This window comes from Sphingomonas limnosediminicola (genome assembly GCF_039537965.1).
Classification (GTDB): domain Bacteria; phylum Pseudomonadota; class Alphaproteobacteria; order Sphingomonadales; family Sphingomonadaceae; genus Sphingomicrobium; species Sphingomicrobium limnosediminicola.
In genome coordinates, this window is the sequence record NZ_BAABBM010000001.1 from 1,120,952 (window position 1) to 1,141,625 (window position 20,674).

The 20,674-nt window shown below is 60.5% G+C and carries 17 protein-coding genes and 1 tRNA gene; 10 read left to right on the top strand and 8 right to left on the bottom strand.

Annotation, left to right across the window (positions count from 1 at the left end):
• Window positions 1-63: 63 nt before the first annotated feature.
• Complete coding sequence (locus ABD704_RS05725; protein ID WP_344698716.1) at window positions 64-1,425, bottom strand: hypothetical protein; 1,362 nt, start codon at window positions 1,423-1,425, stop codon at window positions 64-66.
• A 384-nt stretch (window positions 1,426-1,809) separates the two neighbouring features.
• Between ABD704_RS05725 and ABD704_RS05730 the strand changes: the two genes are divergently transcribed.
• Entirely contained in the window at window positions 1,810-2,010 is a 201-nt protein-coding gene (locus tag ABD704_RS05730; RefSeq protein ID WP_344698717.1) for a hypothetical protein, read from the top strand.
• Window positions 2,011-2,013: 3 nt separating this feature from the next.
• Here ABD704_RS05730 and ABD704_RS05735 read toward each other — a convergent pair.
• A tRNA-OTHER gene (locus tag ABD704_RS05735) sits at window positions 2,014-2,083 on the bottom strand.
• A 440-nt stretch (window positions 2,084-2,523) separates the two neighbouring features.
• Between ABD704_RS05735 and ABD704_RS05740 the strand changes: the two genes are divergently transcribed.
• From ABD704_RS05740 to ABD704_RS05750, 3 genes are all read left to right on the top strand, one after another.
• Window positions 2,524-3,984, top strand: coding sequence for a hypothetical protein (locus ABD704_RS05740; RefSeq protein ID WP_344698718.1), 1,461 nt, complete (start codon window positions 2,524-2,526; stop codon window positions 3,982-3,984).
• Between the two features lie 2 nt (window positions 3,985-3,986).
• Window positions 3,987-7,406: a trifunctional glycoside hydrolase family 18/polysaccharide deacetylase/glycosyltransferase family 2 protein gene (locus ABD704_RS05745; protein ID WP_344698719.1), complete on the top strand. Its 3,420-nt coding sequence runs from the start codon at window positions 3,987-3,989 to the stop codon at window positions 7,404-7,406.
• Between the two features lie 191 nt (window positions 7,407-7,597).
• Window positions 7,598-7,798, top strand: coding sequence for a hypothetical protein (locus ABD704_RS05750; protein ID WP_344698720.1), 201 nt, complete (start codon window positions 7,598-7,600; stop codon window positions 7,796-7,798).
• Window positions 7,799-7,849: 51 nt separating this feature from the next.
• On the opposite strand, the gene ABD704_RS05755 is transcribed toward ABD704_RS05750, so the two are convergent.
• Window positions 7,850-8,551: a type 1 glutamine amidotransferase domain-containing protein gene (locus ABD704_RS05755; RefSeq protein WP_344698721.1), complete on the bottom strand. Its 702-nt coding sequence runs from the start codon at window positions 8,549-8,551 to the stop codon at window positions 7,850-7,852.
• Window positions 8,552-9,014: 463 nt separating this feature from the next.
• Here ABD704_RS05755 and ABD704_RS14670 point away from each other — a divergent pair, with 463 nt between their 5' ends.
• From ABD704_RS14670 to ABD704_RS05765, 3 genes are all read left to right on the top strand, one after another.
• A complete protein-coding gene (locus ABD704_RS14670) occupies window positions 9,015-9,251 on the top strand; it encodes a helix-turn-helix domain-containing protein (RefSeq protein WP_425565454.1) in 237 nt (78 codons plus the stop codon).
• Window positions 9,252-10,319: 1,068 nt separating this feature from the next.
• The gene (locus ABD704_RS05760; RefSeq protein ID WP_344698722.1) at window positions 10,320-11,237 is read left to right on the top strand and encodes an OmpA family protein; all 918 of its coding nucleotides are present in this window, start codon (window positions 10,320-10,322) and stop codon (window positions 11,235-11,237) included.
• A gap of 657 nt (window positions 11,238-11,894) precedes the next feature.
• Complete coding sequence (locus tag ABD704_RS05765; protein WP_344698723.1) at window positions 11,895-12,611, top strand: Crp/Fnr family transcriptional regulator; 717 nt, start codon at window positions 11,895-11,897, stop codon at window positions 12,609-12,611.
• Window positions 12,612-12,681: 70 nt separating this feature from the next.
• Here the strand turns inward: ABD704_RS05765 and ABD704_RS05770 are convergent, their stop codons facing one another.
• The 3 genes from ABD704_RS05770 to ABD704_RS05780 form a co-directional block, all read right to left on the bottom strand.
• Window positions 12,682-13,503, bottom strand: coding sequence for a hypothetical protein (locus tag ABD704_RS05770; protein WP_344698724.1), 822 nt, complete (start codon window positions 13,501-13,503; stop codon window positions 12,682-12,684).
• Between the two features lie 310 nt (window positions 13,504-13,813).
• Complete coding sequence (locus tag ABD704_RS05775; RefSeq protein WP_344698725.1) at window positions 13,814-14,470, bottom strand: hypothetical protein; 657 nt, start codon at window positions 14,468-14,470, stop codon at window positions 13,814-13,816.
• Window positions 14,471-14,553: 83 nt separating this feature from the next.
• Window positions 14,554-15,891: a S8 family serine peptidase gene (locus ABD704_RS05780; protein WP_344698726.1), complete on the bottom strand. Its 1,338-nt coding sequence runs from the start codon at window positions 15,889-15,891 to the stop codon at window positions 14,554-14,556.
• A 30-nt stretch (window positions 15,892-15,921) separates the two neighbouring features.
• Here ABD704_RS05780 and ABD704_RS05785 point away from each other — a divergent pair, with 30 nt between their 5' ends.
• From ABD704_RS05785 to ABD704_RS05795, 3 genes are all read left to right on the top strand, one after another.
• The gene (locus tag ABD704_RS05785) at window positions 15,922-16,470 is read left to right on the top strand and encodes an RNA polymerase sigma factor (protein WP_344698727.1); all 549 of its coding nucleotides are present in this window, start codon (window positions 15,922-15,924) and stop codon (window positions 16,468-16,470) included.
• Window positions 16,463-17,173, top strand: a complete 711-nt coding sequence (locus tag ABD704_RS05790) for an anti-sigma factor family protein (protein ID WP_344698728.1) — start codon at window positions 16,463-16,465, stop codon at window positions 17,171-17,173. The genes ABD704_RS05785 and ABD704_RS05790 overlap by 8 nt, the downstream gene beginning before the upstream one ends.
• 607 nt (window positions 17,174-17,780) lie before the next feature.
• Window positions 17,781-18,839: a sigma-54 interaction domain-containing protein gene (locus tag ABD704_RS05795; RefSeq protein WP_344698729.1), complete on the top strand. Its 1,059-nt coding sequence runs from the start codon at window positions 17,781-17,783 to the stop codon at window positions 18,837-18,839.
• Window positions 18,840-18,887: 48 nt separating this feature from the next.
• Here the strand turns inward: ABD704_RS05795 and ABD704_RS05800 are convergent, their stop codons facing one another.
• Window positions 18,888-19,745: a flagellar motor protein MotB gene (locus ABD704_RS05800; RefSeq protein ID WP_344698730.1), complete on the bottom strand. Its 858-nt coding sequence runs from the start codon at window positions 19,743-19,745 to the stop codon at window positions 18,888-18,890.
• 1 nt (window position 19,746) lies between these two features.
• Window positions 19,747-20,610, bottom strand: coding sequence for a flagellar motor stator protein MotA (gene motA / locus ABD704_RS05805; RefSeq protein ID WP_344698731.1), 864 nt, complete (start codon window positions 20,608-20,610; stop codon window positions 19,747-19,749).
• Between the last annotated feature and the right edge of the window lie 64 nt (window positions 20,611-20,674).

Below are 20,674 nucleotides of genomic sequence, written 5' to 3' on the forward strand. Positions count from 1 at the left end.
TTGCGCCCGCGGCCACTTCCACAGATTCTTGCCGCTAGTTGCGCGCTTCGCTTCCGACGCGGCCTAGAATGCAATCCACGTGAAGAGTCTCAGGGCGTTGTTGTCATGCGCATTCGCGCCCGCGAAGTCATAATCGTGCCGGCTGCCGTTGAACTTGCCGTAGAGCGTATACTGGACACCGAACCTCGCATTGAACCTTGGGCCTAGCGGCGAGTTGCCTCCTCCCCACGGGGTGAAGTCGATCTGGCCTAGCACGCCGTTGCTATCGGGCCGGCCATTGCCCTCGTACAGATTGAAATTTCTCGAGCCGCTGATGCTGAAGGGGGAAACCGTCAAACCGACCTTGCCGTGCCAGGTGTAACGGACGGCGGCGCGCCATTCGTTCAGATGATAGCGCGCGCAGGCAGGATCGGTGCCATCGCCGACGAGCGCTAACGCGCAGCTTGCACGGAGATCGCCGTTTTCATGCTCGAAGCGAACATTGGCGCTGAGCGAGTCGGACTTGCCCACCGATCTCAACCAGGAGCTGTCGAGTCCCCAATCCGTGTAGTGATCGGTGAAGCCGCTCGAACGGTCGCGTTCGGGGAAGATCGCCGCGTGGAGCACGTTCGCCCCGATTTCGAATGTGCCACCGGCAAGGTCCGCCTGGTAAGCAATACGACCGTAGGGTGCGATGCCATGCAGGGACCCGGGGTCTTTGGGATCCATGCCGACGAAATTTAGGAACCCGCGCGAGGGGCTAGAATAGGCTCCGGCCTCAACATAGACTTTATGGTCGAACCAGCCGTAGGCCGAGAGCCCTAAGGTGTTGCCGCCGAGCGGATCGTCGATCAGCTCCCCGGCACCAGGCGTTTCCGAAACCGCAGTGTCTGTGAACGGGAAACCCCATGCCGGAAGTGTATTCCAGGGGTCCTGGGCGGTCGGATTGTTGTTCAGTGTCAGGCCAATGATCGCGTCTTGTCCGAAGACCTTCGCGTTAGTGACGGCGCGAAGGTCGATATTATCCCAGGACCATGCGCGTCCCACACCGTCATAGGTGACGAGTTGGGCAAAGCCGCCGAAATGCTCGCCGATTCCTCCGGCAACGAACAGGCTCGCCTGATCGAGCACGAGATTGTCATTGCGGTTTAGGTGCTCCGGGGGCGGAACCTGATCCTTTTGGGTATGCGTCCATGATGCAATTGCCATCGCGGAAAGCGGTACCGACTTGTGCATCCGCAACGTGTAGCCGCCCAGCTTGAACTCTCGTCCGAACTGCGTGAGTTCGGGTCCGAAACCGCCCACGTGGCAAGCCGCGCAATTGCGGCCCGTCTGCTCTGCAAATGCGGGAACGGCCTCTGCCGGACGGTGGAATGCGAGAGCGATCCCGAAGAGCGCCGCCCCCGGTAAAAAAGCCGATTTCCAGCTGAACTTCATCGCTTTCATGGCACACCCCCAAGTCGTGATGTCAGCTCTTTGGAGCATACAGAATGCACCATCCGGCCGGGCTGACCGGGCCTTCGACTTGTTGGCACTGGTTCGGAGCCTGCCAGAGCGCGCATGTTTGGCACCGCTGCCCAGACTTCGGGATCGGCTGATAATGCGCCTGCTTTTGCGAGAACTTCTTGGACGCTGCGGATGCTCTGCCGCTCACGGTTACCGCGACTAGGGAGCCGGCGCCCACCGCCGCGATGTTAAGAAAGTCCCTGCGAGAGACTGGCCCGGACTGCTCTTGGTTTGACATGGCAATTACTCCACTTCGCATCGTGAAGAATTGCGCGCGGTATGACCCCTGCGAAATAGGTATATACGCGTACGCTCCGACGTTCAGTGCGCGAACAATCGACGACGGCGGCTGACGCAGATGGACGCTTCTCCTCCGCCTCAGAGCTATCGGAGCAAATTTACGGCACGAGCATCGAGACGTCACCGGCGCATCGGCCCCAATGCGTGACCCGCATCGGCATGATCGATGCAAAGACGCCTCGATTGAGCTCGCGGGTGACCGCCGAGGCGCTGGTAGTTGGCTGAGGCTGGTGGAGCTTAGGGGAATCGAACCCCTGACCTCTGCAGTGCGATTGCTCCGTTGTACCTGGAAAACCCCAGAAAACTGGGGTTTATGTTTGGAACAAAACCAGCTCAAAGCAGCAAATCTAGCGGTTCGCGATACCATTGAGATACCAGCCGAAAATGCCGCAATTCGAAAATTGCAAAGGAAGTCTGGCACCGAATTCGACCGTCAGCGGACCGTTTGCATTATGGCAACTATCGACCCATTCCTGCCATTAGATGTGGAACAAGGGATCTCACTACAGCGATGCTTGCCGCTGAGCTCCTCCTGATCACGTACGTCCTGCCTGGCAGCGTAACGTGAACAGAGATTCATCCGCCGGAAAGCAGGAGAAAACACGGAGACTTTAATTGGGCAATTGCTGAGCTCGGAAGAAGCACGCGGGCAAGCATGGCTTCTCCCGGGTTTTTCCTCCTTAAAATCCGGGAGGAGCCGAGTCCCATTCAAGACACGGGCGCGGCGATGAAGGTCCTATGAAGTCCGCGCACCCCACTGGGCACCAGGAATTGGGTGATCGCGCGGAGGGCGACGGCGGAGTGCCTTCCGGCATCGCCGCGATTTGCGCGCTCGTCGTGCTTGGCATGGCAACGATCGCCTTCGCCTATTGGCCGGGAATCATGATCGACGACGCGCGCTGGCAGTATCAGCAGTCGGTCGATAACGCGTATGAAGACTGGCATCCGCCAGCCATGGCATGGGTCTGGCATCACCTTATGCTTCTCGAGCCGGGACCTGGGCCGATGCTGTTGCTGCAGCTCTCGCTATACTGGGCCGGCATCGCGATGATCGCGCTTTGGGTGCATCGACAGGGAAGCCCGCGGCTTGGAGTGCTCGCGGCTTGTGCGGGCTGGTTGCCGGCGCCACTCGCCTTGATGGGGATCGTGGTCAAGGATTCCCTAATGGCTGGAACGCTGAGCTCCGCTGTGGGCTTCATGCTGTGGAGCACAACGGCCCTAAACATTTCGCATCGCCGTGCGCTTGGTATCGCGGCGCTCATCGCCATTCTGCTGGCAGCCACGCTCCGCGCAAACGCCTTCTTGGCTTGCGCCCCACTAGCGCTCGCTGCCTTGCCCCGGTCTTTCCTGTCGAGCGGCCCCCGCCTTGCCCTGTCAGCGCTGGTATCGACCGCGATCCTCGCCATGGCGCCCGGAGCCGTCGCCGCTGCGCTTCACGCAGAGGATATGGACACCCAGCTTTCCCTAATCATTTTCGACCTCGGCGGAATCACCGAGCACACCGGCCTGAACCAATTTCCGGATCTTCGAGTTGCGAACCCGGTCGCAGTCAATCACCGTTGCTACGATCCGTTTGAATGGGACAGCTACTCGACGTGGGCGCGGAGGCCGTGCCCGCTTGGCTACGAACGCTTTCAGTCGCTCGTCGACGAGGGCGACACGGATCCCCGCAGGGTTTGGGTGCATGCCGTGGTCACCCACCCGATCGCTTATGCGCAGCATCGTCTTGCTCATTTCAATATCTCGACCTGGTTCCTCGTCCCCGACAATCCGGAGCCTACCGCCTGGACGCAATCGGTCTCCAATCCGTGGAATTTCCGCGTAAGCCCAAATCCCGTTCTTGAAGCCGTCGACAGCGCCGCGAATGAAGCCGCGAAATCTCCGCTCGGCTGGCCGATTTGCTGGATCGCGCTGGCGCTCGCGGTGCTGATCACTTGCCGATCCGCCAAGCTCGATCGCAACGTCACTGCGATTTCCGCCTCAGCTCTCCTCTATGGAATGGGCTATCTGGTCTTCGGGGTCGCGGCGGGAGTGCGCTATTACATCTGGACGATGATTGGGGCGGCCCTCGCCGCGGTCCTAGCGGCCAGCGAACTTTCGCGCCGCCGATCGCCGCTTGACAGGGGCAGCGCCATCTTGCCCGCGGCAATCGTTTTGGTGCCGGCTGCCTTGGCGGCAGTCGCCCGATTGACCTTCTGAAGATGGCCAACCGCCAAATCTTTTACGATCCTTCCGGGCGCCGGCGAAAGCGCTTCAAGGTGGCGGTCATCCTGTTCATCCTGCTCAACCTACTGACCGTCGCGGCCTTGTTCGCGACCATCCGCGTAGTCCCCGCCGAGCGTCCGCTCCCCGTGGCGCTCGAGCACGGGATTCCGCAAGCCCCGCCCAAATCGACCCTGCTCGCCCGCACCGGCAGACAAGTGAACCTCGCGATCCTTCGCCTGCTCGGCGCGCAACCTCCCAGTCCCCGCAGGGTCGGCGCTCAACGAGCGACCCAGGTCGCGGCGTCAATGAGCAAGCGGTTGTATGTCGCGTTTTACACTCCGTGGGATCCTAGCTCGGTCGCGTCGTTGCAACGGCACATCAACGACATCGATTGGCTTGCCCCGGTTTGGGTTACGGTCACTGGCCCCAACCACCAATTCTCCGTGCTCGCGGACCGGGACGGGCGGGCTTTGCTCAACACGACGCCGCACCGACCGCTGATCCTCCCGGTCATTCAGAATTTTCAGAACGGCCAGGTCGATAGCGCGGGCATCAAGACACTGCTTGCCGACCCTCGGCAACGCCACCGCTTCCTCGATCGGCTCGAGCCCTTCCTCCTCGCAAATCATGCTTCAGGAACCGTCTTCGATTTCGAGCAGCTCGGTCGTTCCGATCAGTTGAGCTATCTTCAGCTGCTGCGAGAAGCGCGTCAGCGGTTCGCGCGGCACGGCTGGCTGATCACCGTTGCAGTGCCGGTCGACCAGCAATGGGACCTCCGTCGCTTTTCAGCATTCGCCGATAAGCTGTTTGTGATGGCCTACGACGAGCACTCGAACGACGGGCCGGCGGGGCCCGTTGCATCCCAGGAATGGTGGGCGAACTCCGTCGCTGCCGCAGTGCGCGACATCCCTAGAAGCAAGGTCATCGTCGCCATCGGGAATTACGCCTATGACTGGCATGACGGCACTGGCGATCCGGAAAGCGTCGAAGAAGCTTGGGTCGATGCGGGCGACAGCGAAACACGGCCGGCGTTCGACCGGGCGAGCGGCAACAGCACTTTCGCCTATGATGACGAAAACGGACACTCCCACATTGTGTGGATGCTGGACGCAGCGAGCGCGTTCAATCAGCTGACCGTGCTCGACCGCGCGGGCCTGCGCGAAGTTGCCTTGTGGAGGCTCGGATCGGAGGATCCCGATCTCTGGTCCATCCTTGGCAAATCGGTCGTAATTCCGCGAAACGTCACTGGTCTCGAGCACCTCGCGCAGGGCACCAATGTTGACATCGAGGGTCAGGGTGAAATCCTGCGCATCACGGCTCTGCCAACCGCAGGCGAGCGCAAGTTCCTGCTCAGCCCCACCGGCCTTATTTCCGGGGTGGATTTCGTGCGCTTACCCCGGCCTTATACGATCACGCGCACGGGATATCAGCGCGGCCTCGTGGCTCTGACGTTCGACGACGGGCCCGATCCGCACTGGACCTCGCGGATCCTCGATATTCTGAAATCGAAGCACGTACCTGCGACGTTCTTCGTCGTTGGCGAGAATGCGCTAACCGAGCGCGGTCTCCTCCAGCGCGAGGTCCGAGAAGGACACGAAGTCGGGAGTCACACCTATACGCATCCGAATCTCGCGACAGCCGACCACACCCGCACCTTATTCGAGCTCAATGCGACACAGCGCCTTTTCCAGGCTTTCACGGGACGAACGCTGAAGCTCTTCCGAGCGCCCTTCTTTGGCGATGCTGAGCCGACGACAGCTGACGAGATCCTGCCGGTGTGGGAAGCGCAGAACCGCGGCTATGTGTCGGTCGGTCTTCACGTCGATAGCGAGGACTGGCAGCGGCCGGGCGTCCCAGCGATTGTCAACAATGTCCTGTCGCGCGTGCTTAGCGCGCCATCCACCTGCAATGACGAATCTGACGCCCAATGCAGTCGCAACATCGTATTGCTTCACGACTCTGGCGGAGATCGCAGCCAGACTGTCGCGGCGCTGCCCATTCTCATTGATGCGCTGCGTGCGCATGGATATCGTTTTGTCCCCGTATCGGAGCTTGCCGGTCTGTCGCCAAATCAGGCCATGCCGCCGCTTTCCAAGTCAGATCATCTCGCCGCTCGGATCGATCTCGGCCTGTTCGAGCTTGTCGGGTTCAGCGTCCGGGCGCTCGGGTTCTTGTTCGCCGCGGCCATTACGTTGGGCATCGCCCGCGCTCTGGTCCTTTCGGCGCTGGCCCTCGTCTCCGCTTGGAAGGAGATGCGTCGGCAGCCTCCTCCGATCGTCGGAAACACGTTCGTCAGTGTCCTCATCCCGGCGTTCAACGAAGAACGCGTCATCGAGCGCTGCGTGTTGGAGGTCTTGGCAAGCACAGACGTGCGGCTCGAGGTCATCGTGATCGATGATGGCTCGACTGACCGTACGTCGGAAATTGTCGAACGCGCTTTCCGCGATGATCAACGCGTGCAGCTGCTGATGCTCGAGAACGGAGGCAAAGCGCGAGCACTCAATCAAGGCTTGGCGCTTGCAAGGAGCGACCTGGTCATCGCGCTCGATGCCGACACGCAATTCGAATCCGACACCATCGCCCGCCTCGCCCGATGGTTCGCTGCCGATGAAAGGCTTGCCGCTGTCGCCGGTAACGCCAAGGTCGGCAACCGCATCAACCTCGTCACGAAATGGCAGGCGCTCGAATATGTGACGGCGCAGAACCTCGAACGGCGGGCGCTCGCGCGGATGGGGGCGATGACCGTCGTGCCGGGCGCCGTCGGAGCCTGGCGCAAGACAGCGATCGCCGGGGTCGGCGGCTATCCGCCGGAGACGCTCGCCGAAGACCAAGACCTGACAATCGCGGTTCAGCGCGCTGGCTGGAACGTTGCGTACGACCAGACCGCGATCGCCTGGACGGAGGCTCCGCAGTCTTTTCGGCAGCTAGCACGTCAGCGGTTCCGTTGGGCTTTCGGCACCATCCAGTGCGTCTGGAAACACAAGGGCATCATGGCAAATCGCCAGCCTCGCGGGCTAGCCTTTGTCGGCCTTCCGCAAACGATCCTATTCCAACTGCTGTTCGCGCTGATCTCGCCGATCATCGATCTGGCGTTGGTCATTAACGTCTTCTGGACGGTCAGCTCGATCCACGAGCACGGCTACACGGCCGTTAAAGGCGACTTGTACGAGGTCGCTTTGTTCTGGATTATCTTCGCGGCCATCGACCTAACTGCGGGCCTAATCGCCTTCACGCTCGAGCGGCGCGAGAACTGGCGTTTGATTGCTTGGCTGCTCCCCCAGCGCTTCGGATACCGACAGATCATGTACTACGTGGTTATCAAAGCCGGTGTGCAGGCACTTCGTGGGCCGCGTGTGGGTTGGTCATCGATTGCCCGATCAGGCCAAGTTGCCCCCCGCGCCAACGCGAAAGGGTGATTGTATCTAAGATGATGCGGCGATCTGTCACAGTGTGGGCCAAATGACAGCTTTCCACCCATTACGGACGCTGGCGTGCCTGAAAGGTGCGCCCCATCGCGTCGCTCTCTAGCGATTGTAGTCTTTACCTTGAATTAATTTGCAATTTGGACAGATTGCCATCGCCGGATCGTCCGCATGGGAGCGGGCCAGTGGAGTATGTAGGTCGCATCCTTGTTGAGGATGTCAGTGGTTGTCGCTTCGACATTCACCAATATCGAAAGCGCCGTCTCCTGTTTCGCGTGACCAAGTTCGCGCTGGATACTGGCGAGGAAGTGCAGCGCCTGGACGCCAACACTTTCGTGATCGCTAGTACGCGCGAGTCTTTGATACTCGTTGATATTGAAGAGTAGCCCTCGTGTCCGCTTTCGACGCAAAGCAGACACCCGAAGGGCTATTGCTAATTAGGCGTCGGCACTGGCAGGCACCCAAGTGAGTGCCTCAAGCAAAGCATTGGCCGCTGGCTCGCTCGACGATGGATTTTGACCCGTGATGAGCAATCCGTCGCGCACGACATGAGGCTTGAAGGGTTCCGCCTTGCTGAACTTCGCGCCAAGCTGCTTCAGCGTGTCTTCGAGCAGGAATGGAACAACGTTAGTCAGACCAACGGCGTCCTCTTCTTCATCCGTAAATCCTGTGACGGACTTCCCATCAACAAGCGGCGCTCCATTTTGCGCCTTGACGTTTTTCAGCACCGCTGGAGCATGACATACGAGCGCGACCGGCTTTCCGTCGGCGATCGTCTGTTCAATTAGCGCTTTTGATTGCGCATCTTCCGCGAGGTCCCAGAGGGGCCCGTGGCCGCCGGGATAGAAGACTGCGTCGAAGTTGGATGATCGAACTGAGTCCAGCCGCGCCGTGGACGCCAGCAGCGCCTGCGCTTCCGCATCGCTCTTGAAGCGGCGCGTGGCATCTGTCTGCGATTCAGGTTCATCGCTCTTCGGGTCGAGCGGAGGTTGGCCGCCCTTTGGACTAGCAAGAGTAATCTCCTGCCCTGCGTCCTTCAGCACGTAATAGGGGGCCGCAAACTCTTCGAGCCAGAAACCGGTCTTCTTGCCCGTGTCACCCAGCTGATCATGACTGGTGAGAACCATCAGGATTTTCATCGGCGCGTCTCCATCGTTTAACCGCCCCGATGCGCAGATAGGAACAAGCTGGCCGCATTCCACCCATTGAGGACATTAATTGGGGTTTGAATGGAAGCGCTTCCAAGATAGTCTTCTCGTTCAGCCCTACTGCGCTTTCAAACTAGGGGCGATTGTCCGCCGAAGTTTTCAAATTGATGCAGCCAGTCTTTCCCGTACGCTTTCCAAGGAGCCTCCCAACGTGAGTGACCAAACACCAGGTGAAAAGTCAGGAAAGCCGCTATCGCTGAGTGGGGAGACTAGCCGGATCATCCAATCCTTGGCCGGATCGCAGGGTGATGCAGTTGAGGCCGAAACCGAGCCCGGAAATAATCCGCAAAATGTCTTGGACATTTCCGAGCAAGCTGTGGCTAGAGTCTTCGATCTGTGGCGAGCGCGCTCCGACTACTTTCCTGATGATCTATGCTCTGACCCCGCATGGCTTATGCTGTTGGAACTCCTGCTAGGGGAACTTCAAGGTCGGCGGGTGTCGCTAATGAGGCTTTGCAACGTCTCTGCCGTTCCCGCCAGCACAGCGCATAGATGGATCAAATGCTTAGAGCGTTATGGCTATGTAATTCGGCGAACTGACCTGCAGTGTGGAGAGGACGAGTTTGCAGAGCTTTCACCCAAAGGTCGTTCAGCTTTGAATCGCTATTTTCACCATGTAGTTCAATTCTAGAAATCGAAGTAGCAACGCCTTTGACTTACATGACCCCTCTTGCACTCAAACACACGTGGCCGCTTTGGGAGCAGCCGAGACATTTTGAACTCGGGCATGTCCTAAATTGTGCCGTTACAGAAATTATTCCGCCTGCATCGGTGGGCGCACTCAATCTGCACCATGTCGGATGCTGGGAATGTGACCTTTCTGACAACGCTCTTACGTGGTCCGGCGGAGTCTACGACCTGTTCGGTCTCCCAAGAGACGCGGATGTCAGCCGCGAACAAGCGGCAAGTTATTATTGCGAGGATTCACGTGCGAAAATGGAAAGTCTCCGTGCTCACTCGATTAAGCATCAGCGCGGCTTTACGTTGGACGTACAGATTTCCACTGCGGCAAACCAGAATCGCTGGATGCGGCTGATTGCCGTTCCAGTCTGCAACGGAGACCGCGCTATCGCCCTGCATGGGCTGAAACTCGTGATATAAATGGGACGGGAGCCCCCGCATGATTGCCGGTCGATAGCAACCGGATGACTGCGCCAAGCTTCAAATGTGCGCTCTAAAGGAACTTTGTAGTTCGATTTCCGCTGCCGGTTTGCAGCGGCCGCGGAAAGCGCAGGGCTCTGCCGAGCCAGCGACCGGAATTTCTGTGCGGCATCGTCCATGGGCGCTTGAGCGTCCATTGGCTTTCGGTGTTCGGAGGTGCGCGCAAGTGTCTTACGATCAGGGCCATGCAGCGAGAATCAAGGAGATTCGCGCGGTTCCAAGGCTAAAAGTTCAACGAATCCACAGTTTTGTGCGAGGCGCGCCAGACCTATTCCGGTAGCCGCTGCAACAGCCCGCCGCTCGATGCGTCCGGAACATCCCTTAACTTAACGGGGCTTAAACGGCGCCGTGACTCATTCATCTGCGAGCAAGGTTGGGCTGAACAGTCGCCCGCCCCGAGGCGTTCGCGCGCAGGCTGGATGACGCAATCCGTCCTGCGAAATAGATGAAGCTCTGACCGCCCGACACGCCATGACCAAGGCGGCCGGACGAATGATCGCGAACGCGTCGAGCTGGTCAATCTAAAGGAGCAGAATTAGTGAGTATTCTCAAGCGATCGATGGTTCCCTTGCTGCTGGCCGCCGCGGCTGCGGTGCCAGCCTGGAGCGGCCTTTCTGCACAGGTGCAGGAACAGGTCGAGGGCGCGAATGCGATTATGGTGACTGGCCAGATGCCGGCCGATCTGACCAGGTTGCCGAAAGGACCTGAGGTGAGGGGAATCATTTCCGCGCGCAAGGGCGGGCAGATGCAGGTCACCGGCGCAGACGGCAAGAGCACGGCAATCCTTGTTTCCCAAGCCACCGATATCAGGTCGAGCGGAGGCCTTCTCGGCCTCAATCGCGACAAGCTTGCCGCGGACTCGCTGCTCAACGGGCTGCCGGTCACGGTCAGGACGGTGCAATGGGGCGGCGGCCTGGTGGCGACCCTTGTGAGGCTCACGAACAAGAATCTCGCGACCGCTTCGATGATCCGCAACGGCACCGCGCAGCGCTTCGGTGAGCACGATGTGGCCATTGCCCGGAATGCGGCGGCGACCGAGGCGCTCCGCGGACGCGTGGGCGATATCGACAAGTACGATATCAAGGGCACGACGAACATCTACTTCGACACTGGCAAGTCGGCGCTATGGCGTGACGAGGAGGCCCAGCTGTGCGCGGCTGCCAATCAAGCCAAGGGAATGGAGAACGCGCTGCTGCTCGTCGTCGGCTATACCGATGCGGTCGGAAGCGAGGACTATAACCAGGTCTTGAGCGAACGGCGCGCTGCCAAGGTCGTCAACCATCTGCAGCAGAAATGCGGCTGGGCGCCCTATCGCATGCTGACCCCAACCGGGATGGCCGAGGCGGATCCGGCGGCAGATAACACAACCGCCGAAGGCAAGGCGCAGAACCGTCGCGTCGCGGTGAATATCATGGTCAGCAAGGCCGTCGAGGGTCTTGAACAGCAGGGGGGCTGAAACGCCAGGGGGCGGGCTTTCGCCCGCCCCCGATTTGGCGGGCGCCTAATGTCCGTTTTCGACCCAAAGCAGGCACTCTCGTCGATCGCAAAGGGGTCGGCGGAATCACTCAGTTTCCATTGGCAGGCTTCGGCAGGAGTCTCCGTTCGCGCTCCAGGGCATGCTCTACACAATAGAGTTGCCCGGTCACGACAATGGCCGCGGCCTTGGAGCAGCTAGCGGCCGAACACCTTTGCAGTGACTCTGACATTAGCAAGACCCGCAACGAGATTTGTCAAAAAGGTCGTGACGGCCCGACGCGGGGCAATGCTGCGTCGGGCCGGAAACTCGACCCTTCTCTGCACTCTTTGCTCAGGGAGCAGGGACGCGACGAGTCTCCCACCAAGCGTAAGTTGCTGGATCAACAACTGGAAGTGACATGGGTTAGTCCGCACGCTCTATTGCGAGCAGGCCTTGAAGATCACCGCTGGGCGAGATTCCCACGAATCTGATTTTGGGGAAATGACTTCGTTCAAACCCATCAAGCGAATGATGCTGATTTAGATCAGTGTTCATTCAGCTCGAATTAGGCTTCCCTTCCCACTGAACAGCTTTGCTGTTTGAGCCGGGAGGACGAATTACGTGGAGCACGTTCCAGTACAGCGCTTCTGCGAGTTTATGACGCCGAGTACGATCGAGCTTCAGTTTCTCGACGAATTGAAGAGTGACCAACGCGAATATCGCCGCAAAGAGGTCATCACTCGCGAGGGGGAGAAAGTAGCAAACGTCTTTCTCCTGAGGTCTGGCTGGGTGACGAGCAGTTTCGCCGTTGATTCCGGCAAGCGGAATCAGTTGGTCAAACTTCATTTTCCGGGCGATGTTCTGGGCCTGCCAAGCATCGCCCTGACTAAAACAGCAGAGACGCTAATCGCGGCCACGCCGACCAAGGTCGATGTGATCCCGATTGAGCGATTGGCGTCCATGTTCGAGCGCGCGCCGAGGCTCGCATTCACACTCTTCCTGAGCACTCAGCAGGAGCGGCTCATGCTGATGGATCACTTGGCCGCAGTAAGCCACACGAGCGCCCAGCAGCGGGTCGCGGCCCTCCTCATGTACGTCCATCGGCGGCTCAAGCTATTCGGCGAATGTTCGGACGTGCTCGACTTGCCGATGTCCCAGCAGCAGATTGCGGATGCCGCAGGACTCACATCGGTGCATGTCAATCGAACGCTTGGAGAACTCAAGCGAGCCGACCTGATATGCACCGAGGGCAAGGTTATCAGGCTGCTCGACATCGATCGGCTCGAGGAACTCGCCGCATTCCCTGACCGCGCCTCGGTGAGGAATCCATGGTGGCTCACCTCAATCGGGCAACAGCCTTTCATGGGTGACTAAACCGCGCAACCTAATGGCAGCTTTCGACCCATTCCTGCCGCGAGGTTTGAGAAACGCTCGGATCAGGCCATCACACCCGCATGATCGCCTTCGCAGTCGCATGCCACCATGGCTTGTCCCACAACAGGTTCACGGCAGCGGTGACTACGATGAAAGCCGGGAACCAGATCTTGTAAGCTTCATGCACGCGGCGGTTGCGGATCACGTCCCACACGAACATCGGCGCAATCGCTAGCAGCACGTATAGGTCGGTCGTGATCGGGCTCGCCGGCATCGTCGTGGGCAGCCAGGTCATCCTGTCGATCGCCGCGCCCAGCGGCACTGCGATCGCCAGGATCACCATTCTCTTGTGCAAGCCGCAATCCCGCTCCCTCGCGGTAAGCGCGACGGTGATGAACACCGCAAACATGATTCCCGCCGCCATTTGCAGCAACAGGATATTCTCGACGAGCGGCAGCACCGGCGCCAGTGCCGCGCGGACCTGCGGCGGTCCGAAGGTCGCTCCGCCCCACACCTGGTAATACATTGTCGGCGCCAGCATGAACCCAGCGACGACCAAGGCCGCGGCAAGCGTAATACCGAGCACGCCAAGCTGCATGTGCAGCGCTTTGCGTCCCGTTGCCATCAACCACGTCTGCGCCAAGAGCAGCAACAGGAATGATCCCATCAGCACCGCATGGATGTGGAGAATAGCCGGGAAAGGCGGCCGCGCCCCGGCTTTCACCATAGCCACCTTCATCATAGCATCGGGGATGAACCCGACCAGCACGATGACGATGAACCACGCCGCCATGAGAACATAGATCCAGCGGTCAATCGCATGCGCTCTCGTCGTCCCAGACAAAGCATCCGGCCGCCGCTCGTTGTTCAGCTTTCCCGCAATCGTTGCCATGGCGTGTCCCCCTCGCCCGAATGACTTGTCAGCTCGATATCACAAGCTTCGCACCCTCGGTACCCGGCGATTGCGGGGTTTCGCAGGACACAGCGTCACCCGGTGCGCCTCGGCCGGACGTCTGCTTTCGACCCATTGTTGCCATTAGCGGAGGGTCAATTTTGAGCCTGCCAACACTAGCCCGCCAACTCACCGACTTTCAAACATCGCGAGAAATCATCTGTGGGATAGAAGGGGCTCACAACAAGGCCCGCCGCCATGGAGGTAAGGCGGCGGGCCATTTTGTACACCGCGTGCGGGTCTGCCGAACCTAACGACGATTCTCGCGGTCCGACCGGGCCCGCGCGTGGCCCTGACCGGATGCCGAACCGCTTGCTGACCCGTTCCCGCTGGCGCTCATCGATGCAGAGTTAGTGAGGCCGCTTGCGGAGGCATAAGCGGAGTTCACGGCGGCGCTCGCAGTTCCGGCCACCTGTCCGGCAGCCGCGTCGACCTGGTTGGTGCCGACGCCTTGGAGGCCTAAGCCGACACTCTTATTGGCGGACGCGCTGCCTGAGGCCGAACCGTTCGTTCCAAGCGTGTTCCCGATCGCCGTCGTGTTCGTGACCGAATTGGCTGTGCCCGTCACCGTACCGGCAAGCCCGACATTGCCGTTTGCCGAACCGTTCCGCGTATCGACGGAATGATTTCCGGAAGCACTCGCCGAGCCCGTAGCGAGGCCGCTAACGCTATTGGTGATCGATGCAGGACCGCTCAGGCTGCCCGTTAGGTTGCCGGCAGCATTGCCGACGCCATTTAGCGTTCCGCCAACATTGCCAAGACCATTGAGGCCACCTCCAACGGTACCTCCAAGCGTCCCGTTCACCGTGCCAGTCACCGCTCCAGTGACACCGCCCAGCAGCTGGGCCGAAGCCGGCACCGCTACAAATGCCAGTGCTGCAGCACCCGAAAGAATGAACTTGTTCATGCCAGTCTCCTTTTGTCCAACGGGGGCTTTCTCGGCCCCCATCATCTGGACAACGACAGCAGTTCAGCCTTTCATCCGCTGGTTCATTTCACTCCGACCATTTTCGGATCGATGCGGCACTCGAAGCAGACGATCCCGCGTCCGATCCGGCCGGATCCGCGACGCGCTTCGGAAGCAAGCCGTTCAGGCGAACCGGCAACGAGTAGCCGCGCGGCCGCGAGCGGCGCCGCAAAGCTCGTCCCCCGAACCCTGGCGTACCCTTGTCCGGGTAGAGCTGCCGCCATGTCCGCGCCCGGTGCCGCAAAGTCGAGATGTATTGCCTTTCCAGCCTCAGGAAGGGCGTGCCCTCGGGCATCGACAGCCGTCACTGCGATGACGCCGGGATAGGAAGCTGGAAATTGGGGAGGTGCAGCTGGGCCGTCATTGCCAACCGCCGCCACCACTCGGATGCCGCGGCGCTGAACGGCGTCGATTGCCCGGGCGACTACTCCATTCTGAGGGCCGACGAGGCTGATGTTGATTACTTGTACTCCGTGCGAAGCCAGCCAGCCGAGCGCCGGCACAATGGCGGAGGCGGATCCTGCCGCCCGGCTGCCGCCGTAGACGTCGGCGACGTAGAGCTTTGCTTTAGTGGCCGCGCCGCGAAAGGGACCTTGGCTCCCAACGAGCAGAGAAGCGACGGCGGTGCCATGCCCGGTCGGCTTTGGTGCGCCCGCGAAACCGTTTTGCTCGATCGCTGCGCCGGCAAGTGACGGGTGCGACGCGACACCGCCGTCAATCATCCCGATGACGCGCCCGCTACCGGCTCCGGCGAGGGACGCCAGCCCAGCGGTGAGCGGCATCAAGGATCCGCCCGCAGGTTCGAATACATGATCATAATCAACTTGCATCTGTGGCACAGCAGATCTCAGTTTCCGCATAGCTTCGCGAAGGCTCATGCGAGATGGAACCGCGAGCTTGACGAGCCGGATGCCGAGCGCCGGCTCGACATCTTGTGCGATGACTGCAAAGCCTGCGCGTGAGGCAAGCTGCAGCGAAGCAAGATCCGGATCGATGGTGATCAGGACTCCGCGTCGCGCGGGCTGACCGCGGTCGTCCGCTTCAAGCGCATCTTGGTTCTCGCGGATGAGCTCGACCAGCCGCATCTTGCGAAGGTCGGCAAGCACCGACGGCCCGGCATCGGCAACCGTCTGAGGCAATCCCTGGACCCGGTCGAGGGTGGGACGAACGACCTGCTGCCGCACTTCAGGGGAGCCCAGCACGTCCTGCAGCACCGGCCCGGTAACCGGCAGATTGCTGACCGGGCCGGGGACGCCGACCGGCGGCAGCGCAAGTTGTCCCAATAGCTGCGCCCCGGCCCCGCCCGCACAAGCGCTGATCGCCAGCGCCGTGCAAAGAAGATGGCGTACAAATCTGGACATCCGTGATCCTCTTTATCATCCGTCCCATGGATGAAACGAGCACCAGGCGTCGTTTCATCCGCATGGGTGTCGATGGATCAATCGGAATCGTTCGAGGATGGGCTAACGGCGCTGCTTCCGCGGCTCCGGCGCTTCGCGCATACGCTCTCCAGAAATCCCGCGGACGCAGACGATTTGACGCAGGCCACGATCGAACGGGGATTGCGCTCGCAAGCACAGTGGGAGCCCGGGACGCGGCTCGACAGCTGGCTCTATCGGATTATGCGCAACCTGTGGATCGACACGGTGCGCTCGCGTGGACGAAAAGAAGATCTCCACGCGCCGGTCGAGCAGGCGGAGCAGATCGGCGAGGATCCGAGACCCGCGATCGAAGCGTCTATCGACCTCCAGAAGGCGATCGCCGCCATGGAGCGCCTACCCGACGAGCAACGCGAAGTTGTCGGACTCATCCTGATCGAGGGCTTCGGTTATCGCGAATGCTCGGAAATTCTGCGGCTCCCGATCGGGACGGTCTCGAGCCGATTGGTGCGTGGTCGCACGGCCTTGTTGCAGATGATGGGCACTCCGCATGGTGACTGACGAAACATTCTTTGCTTGGCTCGACGGCGAGCTTGATGCCGAAGAGGCGGCCCGCGTCGAGGCGGACGTTACCGCCGATCCGCGCCTCTCGGCGATGGCTGCCGAGCATCGCGCGATGCAGGCGAAGCTGAAGGCCGCTTTCGATCAAGTGATCGATGCTCCCTTACCCGAGCGTCTGGTCGCGGCTGTGCGAATGCCGCCGCAAGCTCGGGTGATCGACTTGGCCGAGGCGAGAAAGCGGCGCGAGCCCCGGTCCTGGCGATCAATTACGCGTTGGGGATCGATGGCAGCAACGCTTGCTGCCGGGGTGCTCATCGGCACGCTCGCCCACCAGACGCGTGATGTCTCGCCAGTCCAAGTACATGGCGGCAAGATATACGCCGCGTCCGCACTCAACGATGTGCTAAGCAATGAGCTGGCGAGTACGCCACGCGGCGACGTGCGCATCGGCGTCACCTTCCGTGATCAATCTGGCGTCATTTGCCGCAGTTTCACCGACCAATCCTCGAGCGGCCTCGCTTGCCGTGAAGGCAAGGGATGGCGCGTGCGCGGACTATTCGGCGCGCCTGAAGGCCAAAACGGGAATTACCGAATGGCTGCGGGTATGGACCCGAACCTCGCCGCCCTGGTGGACTCGACCATTGCAGGCGAGCCGTTCGATGCCGCCCAAGAGAAAGCTTCGCGGGATAAGGGTTGGCACTGAAGAACACTTCGCTCTCTAACCCAAGCCTCGCAGTAGAGCGGCTACCGGAATAAATGACGCCTGCCGGTCGTGAGCTTCTCAAGAACGGGGAAGCGTATGGCTCATTATCGATTGTATTTCTTTCGCTCGGAAACTGGTCGGATTCGAGAGGCTCGAGAGTTCGAGGCTCCCCATGACTTTGCGGCCATATACCAATCGACCGAGTGGCGATCCGGAGAGCAGATGGAACTGTGGTCAGGTTCCCGTAGGGTAAAGCGTTGGGCTTCCGGCGGTCTTGACTCAACTCGCGTGGCAGATGGTTTTCAGACTATTACGCAAACATAAATCTTGCCAGCATCTGACGACATGGAAGTGCGCTGCAACGGCTGGACATAGCCATGTAGGTCATCCCTGAAGTGGACGCAGTTATCGCCAGTAAGAGCAGCCTGGCAATTAACGCCAAAAAGACTAGTCGTTTCGCCACTTGCCGCCGCCTTCCAAGCTCGGATGGACGAACTCAAAGATTCAACCGGACTGGATATATCGCTAAGATCGGATTTACATCCGCTCCGCATACCTGAGCCTAACGGGCTCGGGGGAGCCCTCGGTGGTCAGGGGTAAGTCTTTCGTGAGTGCTGCTTCAATGTACGTCGGGGCAGTCAGCCCCGCCGACCGAATGATTGTGGGCAAAAGCCGCGCCGTCGAACATCTCCGTCAGCTGGCGCGCCGGGTTGCGCAAGCGGACGCGAGCATCATGATCACGGGGCCTTCGGGCGCCGGCAAAGAAGTGCTCGCCCGCGCCATCCACGAGGAGAGCCGCCGAGCCAGCAAGCCGTTCGTCGCGATCAACTGTGGAGCGATTCCGGCCGACTTGATCGAATCCGAATTGTTTGGCCATGAGCGCGGTTCCTTCACGGGTGCGCACGCCAGGCGCATCGGCCGGTTTGAGGAAGCCAATGGCGGCACGCTGTTCCTCGACGAGATCGGCGACATGCGCTTCGACATGCAGGTCAAGCTGCTGCGTGTGCTGGAGGATCGCCTCGTCACGCGCATCGGTGCGTCATCGGCGGTCAATGTCGATATCCGCATTATTTCAGCAACCCACCAGAATATCGCGGATGCGGTTGCCCAGAGCCGGTTCCGCCAGGACCTTCACTTCCGGCTGGGTGTCCTGCCGATCCGCGTCCCTTCGCTCGCCGAGCGCACGGAAGACGTGCCGCTCCTAGTCGAGCATTTTCAGAACTACCTCGCCGGGAATGGCCGTGCACACCTTTCGAAGGCGGCGCTTGATCGGCTCGAGCAGCACGAATGGCCGGGCAATGTCCGCGAGCTGCGTAATTTCGTCGAGCGGGCCAACGTCCTTTTTGGCGGAATGATGATCGGTCGCAACGAAGTCGAAGAGCTGCTTGGCTGCCTAGGACGGATTGAGCTCGCCGACGCGGCCGCATCGGCCGCGCGGGGCGGCACGGTGGTGCCCTTCCCCGCCAATGATGAGGCCCAAGCTCGAGTGTGGTCGGGAGAGAGCCCGATCAACCTCAAGGAGCTGCTCGAGACGATGGAGCTTGAACGCATCCAGATTGCGCTCGACATGGCGCAAGGCGTGGTGAGCGAGGCCGCACGACTCCTAACGCTCAAGCGGACCACGCTCATAGAAAAGATGCGCAAATATTCGATTGGCGCTCTCTGACGCGCGGCAAACGCCCCAACCCACTCGCGTAGCCCCAATCGCCGCCTTTCAGGCGCGGCCGCTATTGCTGGGCGACATCCACCCCAGAGTGATCGAGATCCGGCGGTTGACGGGATCATAGGGGTCGGAGGGATTATACGGCTCGCGGTCAGCGACACCTTCGATGCGCAGAAAGCGGCTCGAGGGAATCCCATCCATCATCAGGCTCTGGCGGGTCGCGTCAGCCCTTGCGCTTGACAGGGTCCAGTTGTTGCGGCCGCCGGCCGAAAATTGTGACGCGTCGGTGTGCCCGCGGACACGAATGTCATTGGGCAGCCCCGCGATCGCGTTCGCGACCAAGGGCAGCAGTCGCGATGCTTCAGGGGTCAGCACGTTGGTTCCGACAAGGAACATCGAGAAGTTCGCATCGTCGACCAGGTCAACGCGAAGGCCATCGGTTGTTTCGGTGAACCTCAGACTTTTGGCGAACCGGTTGAGGGCCTGGTCGCGCGACAAACGGTTGCGCAGCAGCTGCTGAAGCTGCGCAAAGCGCGCCCGGTCGGCAGTCTTTTCCGCGCTATCCTTGTCACCGCCGGTATTCGCTTTGGGAATTGCGATGGTCCGCTCGCCCGTCATGCCCGCTCGGCTTGGGTACTTGTCCTTGGCGATGATGGCATCGCCGCCGAGCAAGCCATCGGAACCGGCGGCGTCGTCTTTCTTCTCGACGATGGTTGGCGCAAAGTAATCGGCGAGTGCCTTGCGCTGCTTCTCGGTCGTTGCACCGAGCAGCCACATCAATAGGAAGAAGGCCATCATGGCCGTGACGAAGTCGGCGTAGGCAACCTTCCACGCGCCGCCGTGGTGACCGCCATGACTCATGACGATCGGCTTTTTAATGATGATCGGACGCGCTGTTTCGTCGGCCATATCAGCGGGTCCGCATGCCGTCGAACACCTCGGCAAAGCTAGGCTGATTGCTGTGCTCAATGCCCGAGCGGGCGGCTTCGATCACCAGCGGGATTGGATGATTGTAAAGCGAGGCGACGATGATCTGCTTGACCGTATGGTACATCGCAAGATCGGCCTCGATCACCTGCTTAGCGCGGTGTGCGAACGGCCCCACCAGGCCGTAAGCGAGCAGCACGCCGAGGAAGGTTCCCACAAGCGCGGAGCCAATCATCGCGCCGAGAATCTCCGGCGGCTTGTCGATCGACCCCATGGTCTTCACGACGCCGAGCACGGCCGCGACGATGCCAAGCGCCGGGAGCGCATCGGCCAGGTTCTGCAGGCTCTCGGCGGGTTGCAACGAATGATGGCTCCGGTTCTTGATGCTGTTGTCCATCACCTCTTCGACCGCGTGGGGGTGAAGCGTACCGGAAGAAACGACCACCAGTCGCAACGTGTCGGTGATCAAGTGGATGAGCACCGGGTCTTTCATCAGGCGGGGATATTCTTGGAAGATCTCCGAGGATTCCGGCGCCTCAATGTGCGGTTCGAGCGCGACAGGCCCTTCAGTCCGGAGCATTTTCATGAGTCGGATCACAAGGAAGATGCAGTCGAGGAAATCTTGCCGCTTGAACTTGGGGCCCTTGAAGACTTTGGCCAGTCCAGCGGCGAGCGCTTTCAGTTCCCTAGTCGAGTTGCCGATAATGAGCGAGCCGACGCCCGCGCCGCCGATGATCAGCATCTCGTGTGGGAGCGCATGAAGGACCGGAGTGAGATTGCCGCCGGTAAATGCGAATCCGCCGAAGACCATCGCAATGAGCACGACGATCCCGATTATCTGAAACATGGCGACAGTAACTCCAGCAGGCGAGGCCTCACAAGAAGATACGGCCGCGAAGAGGTTGGATTTA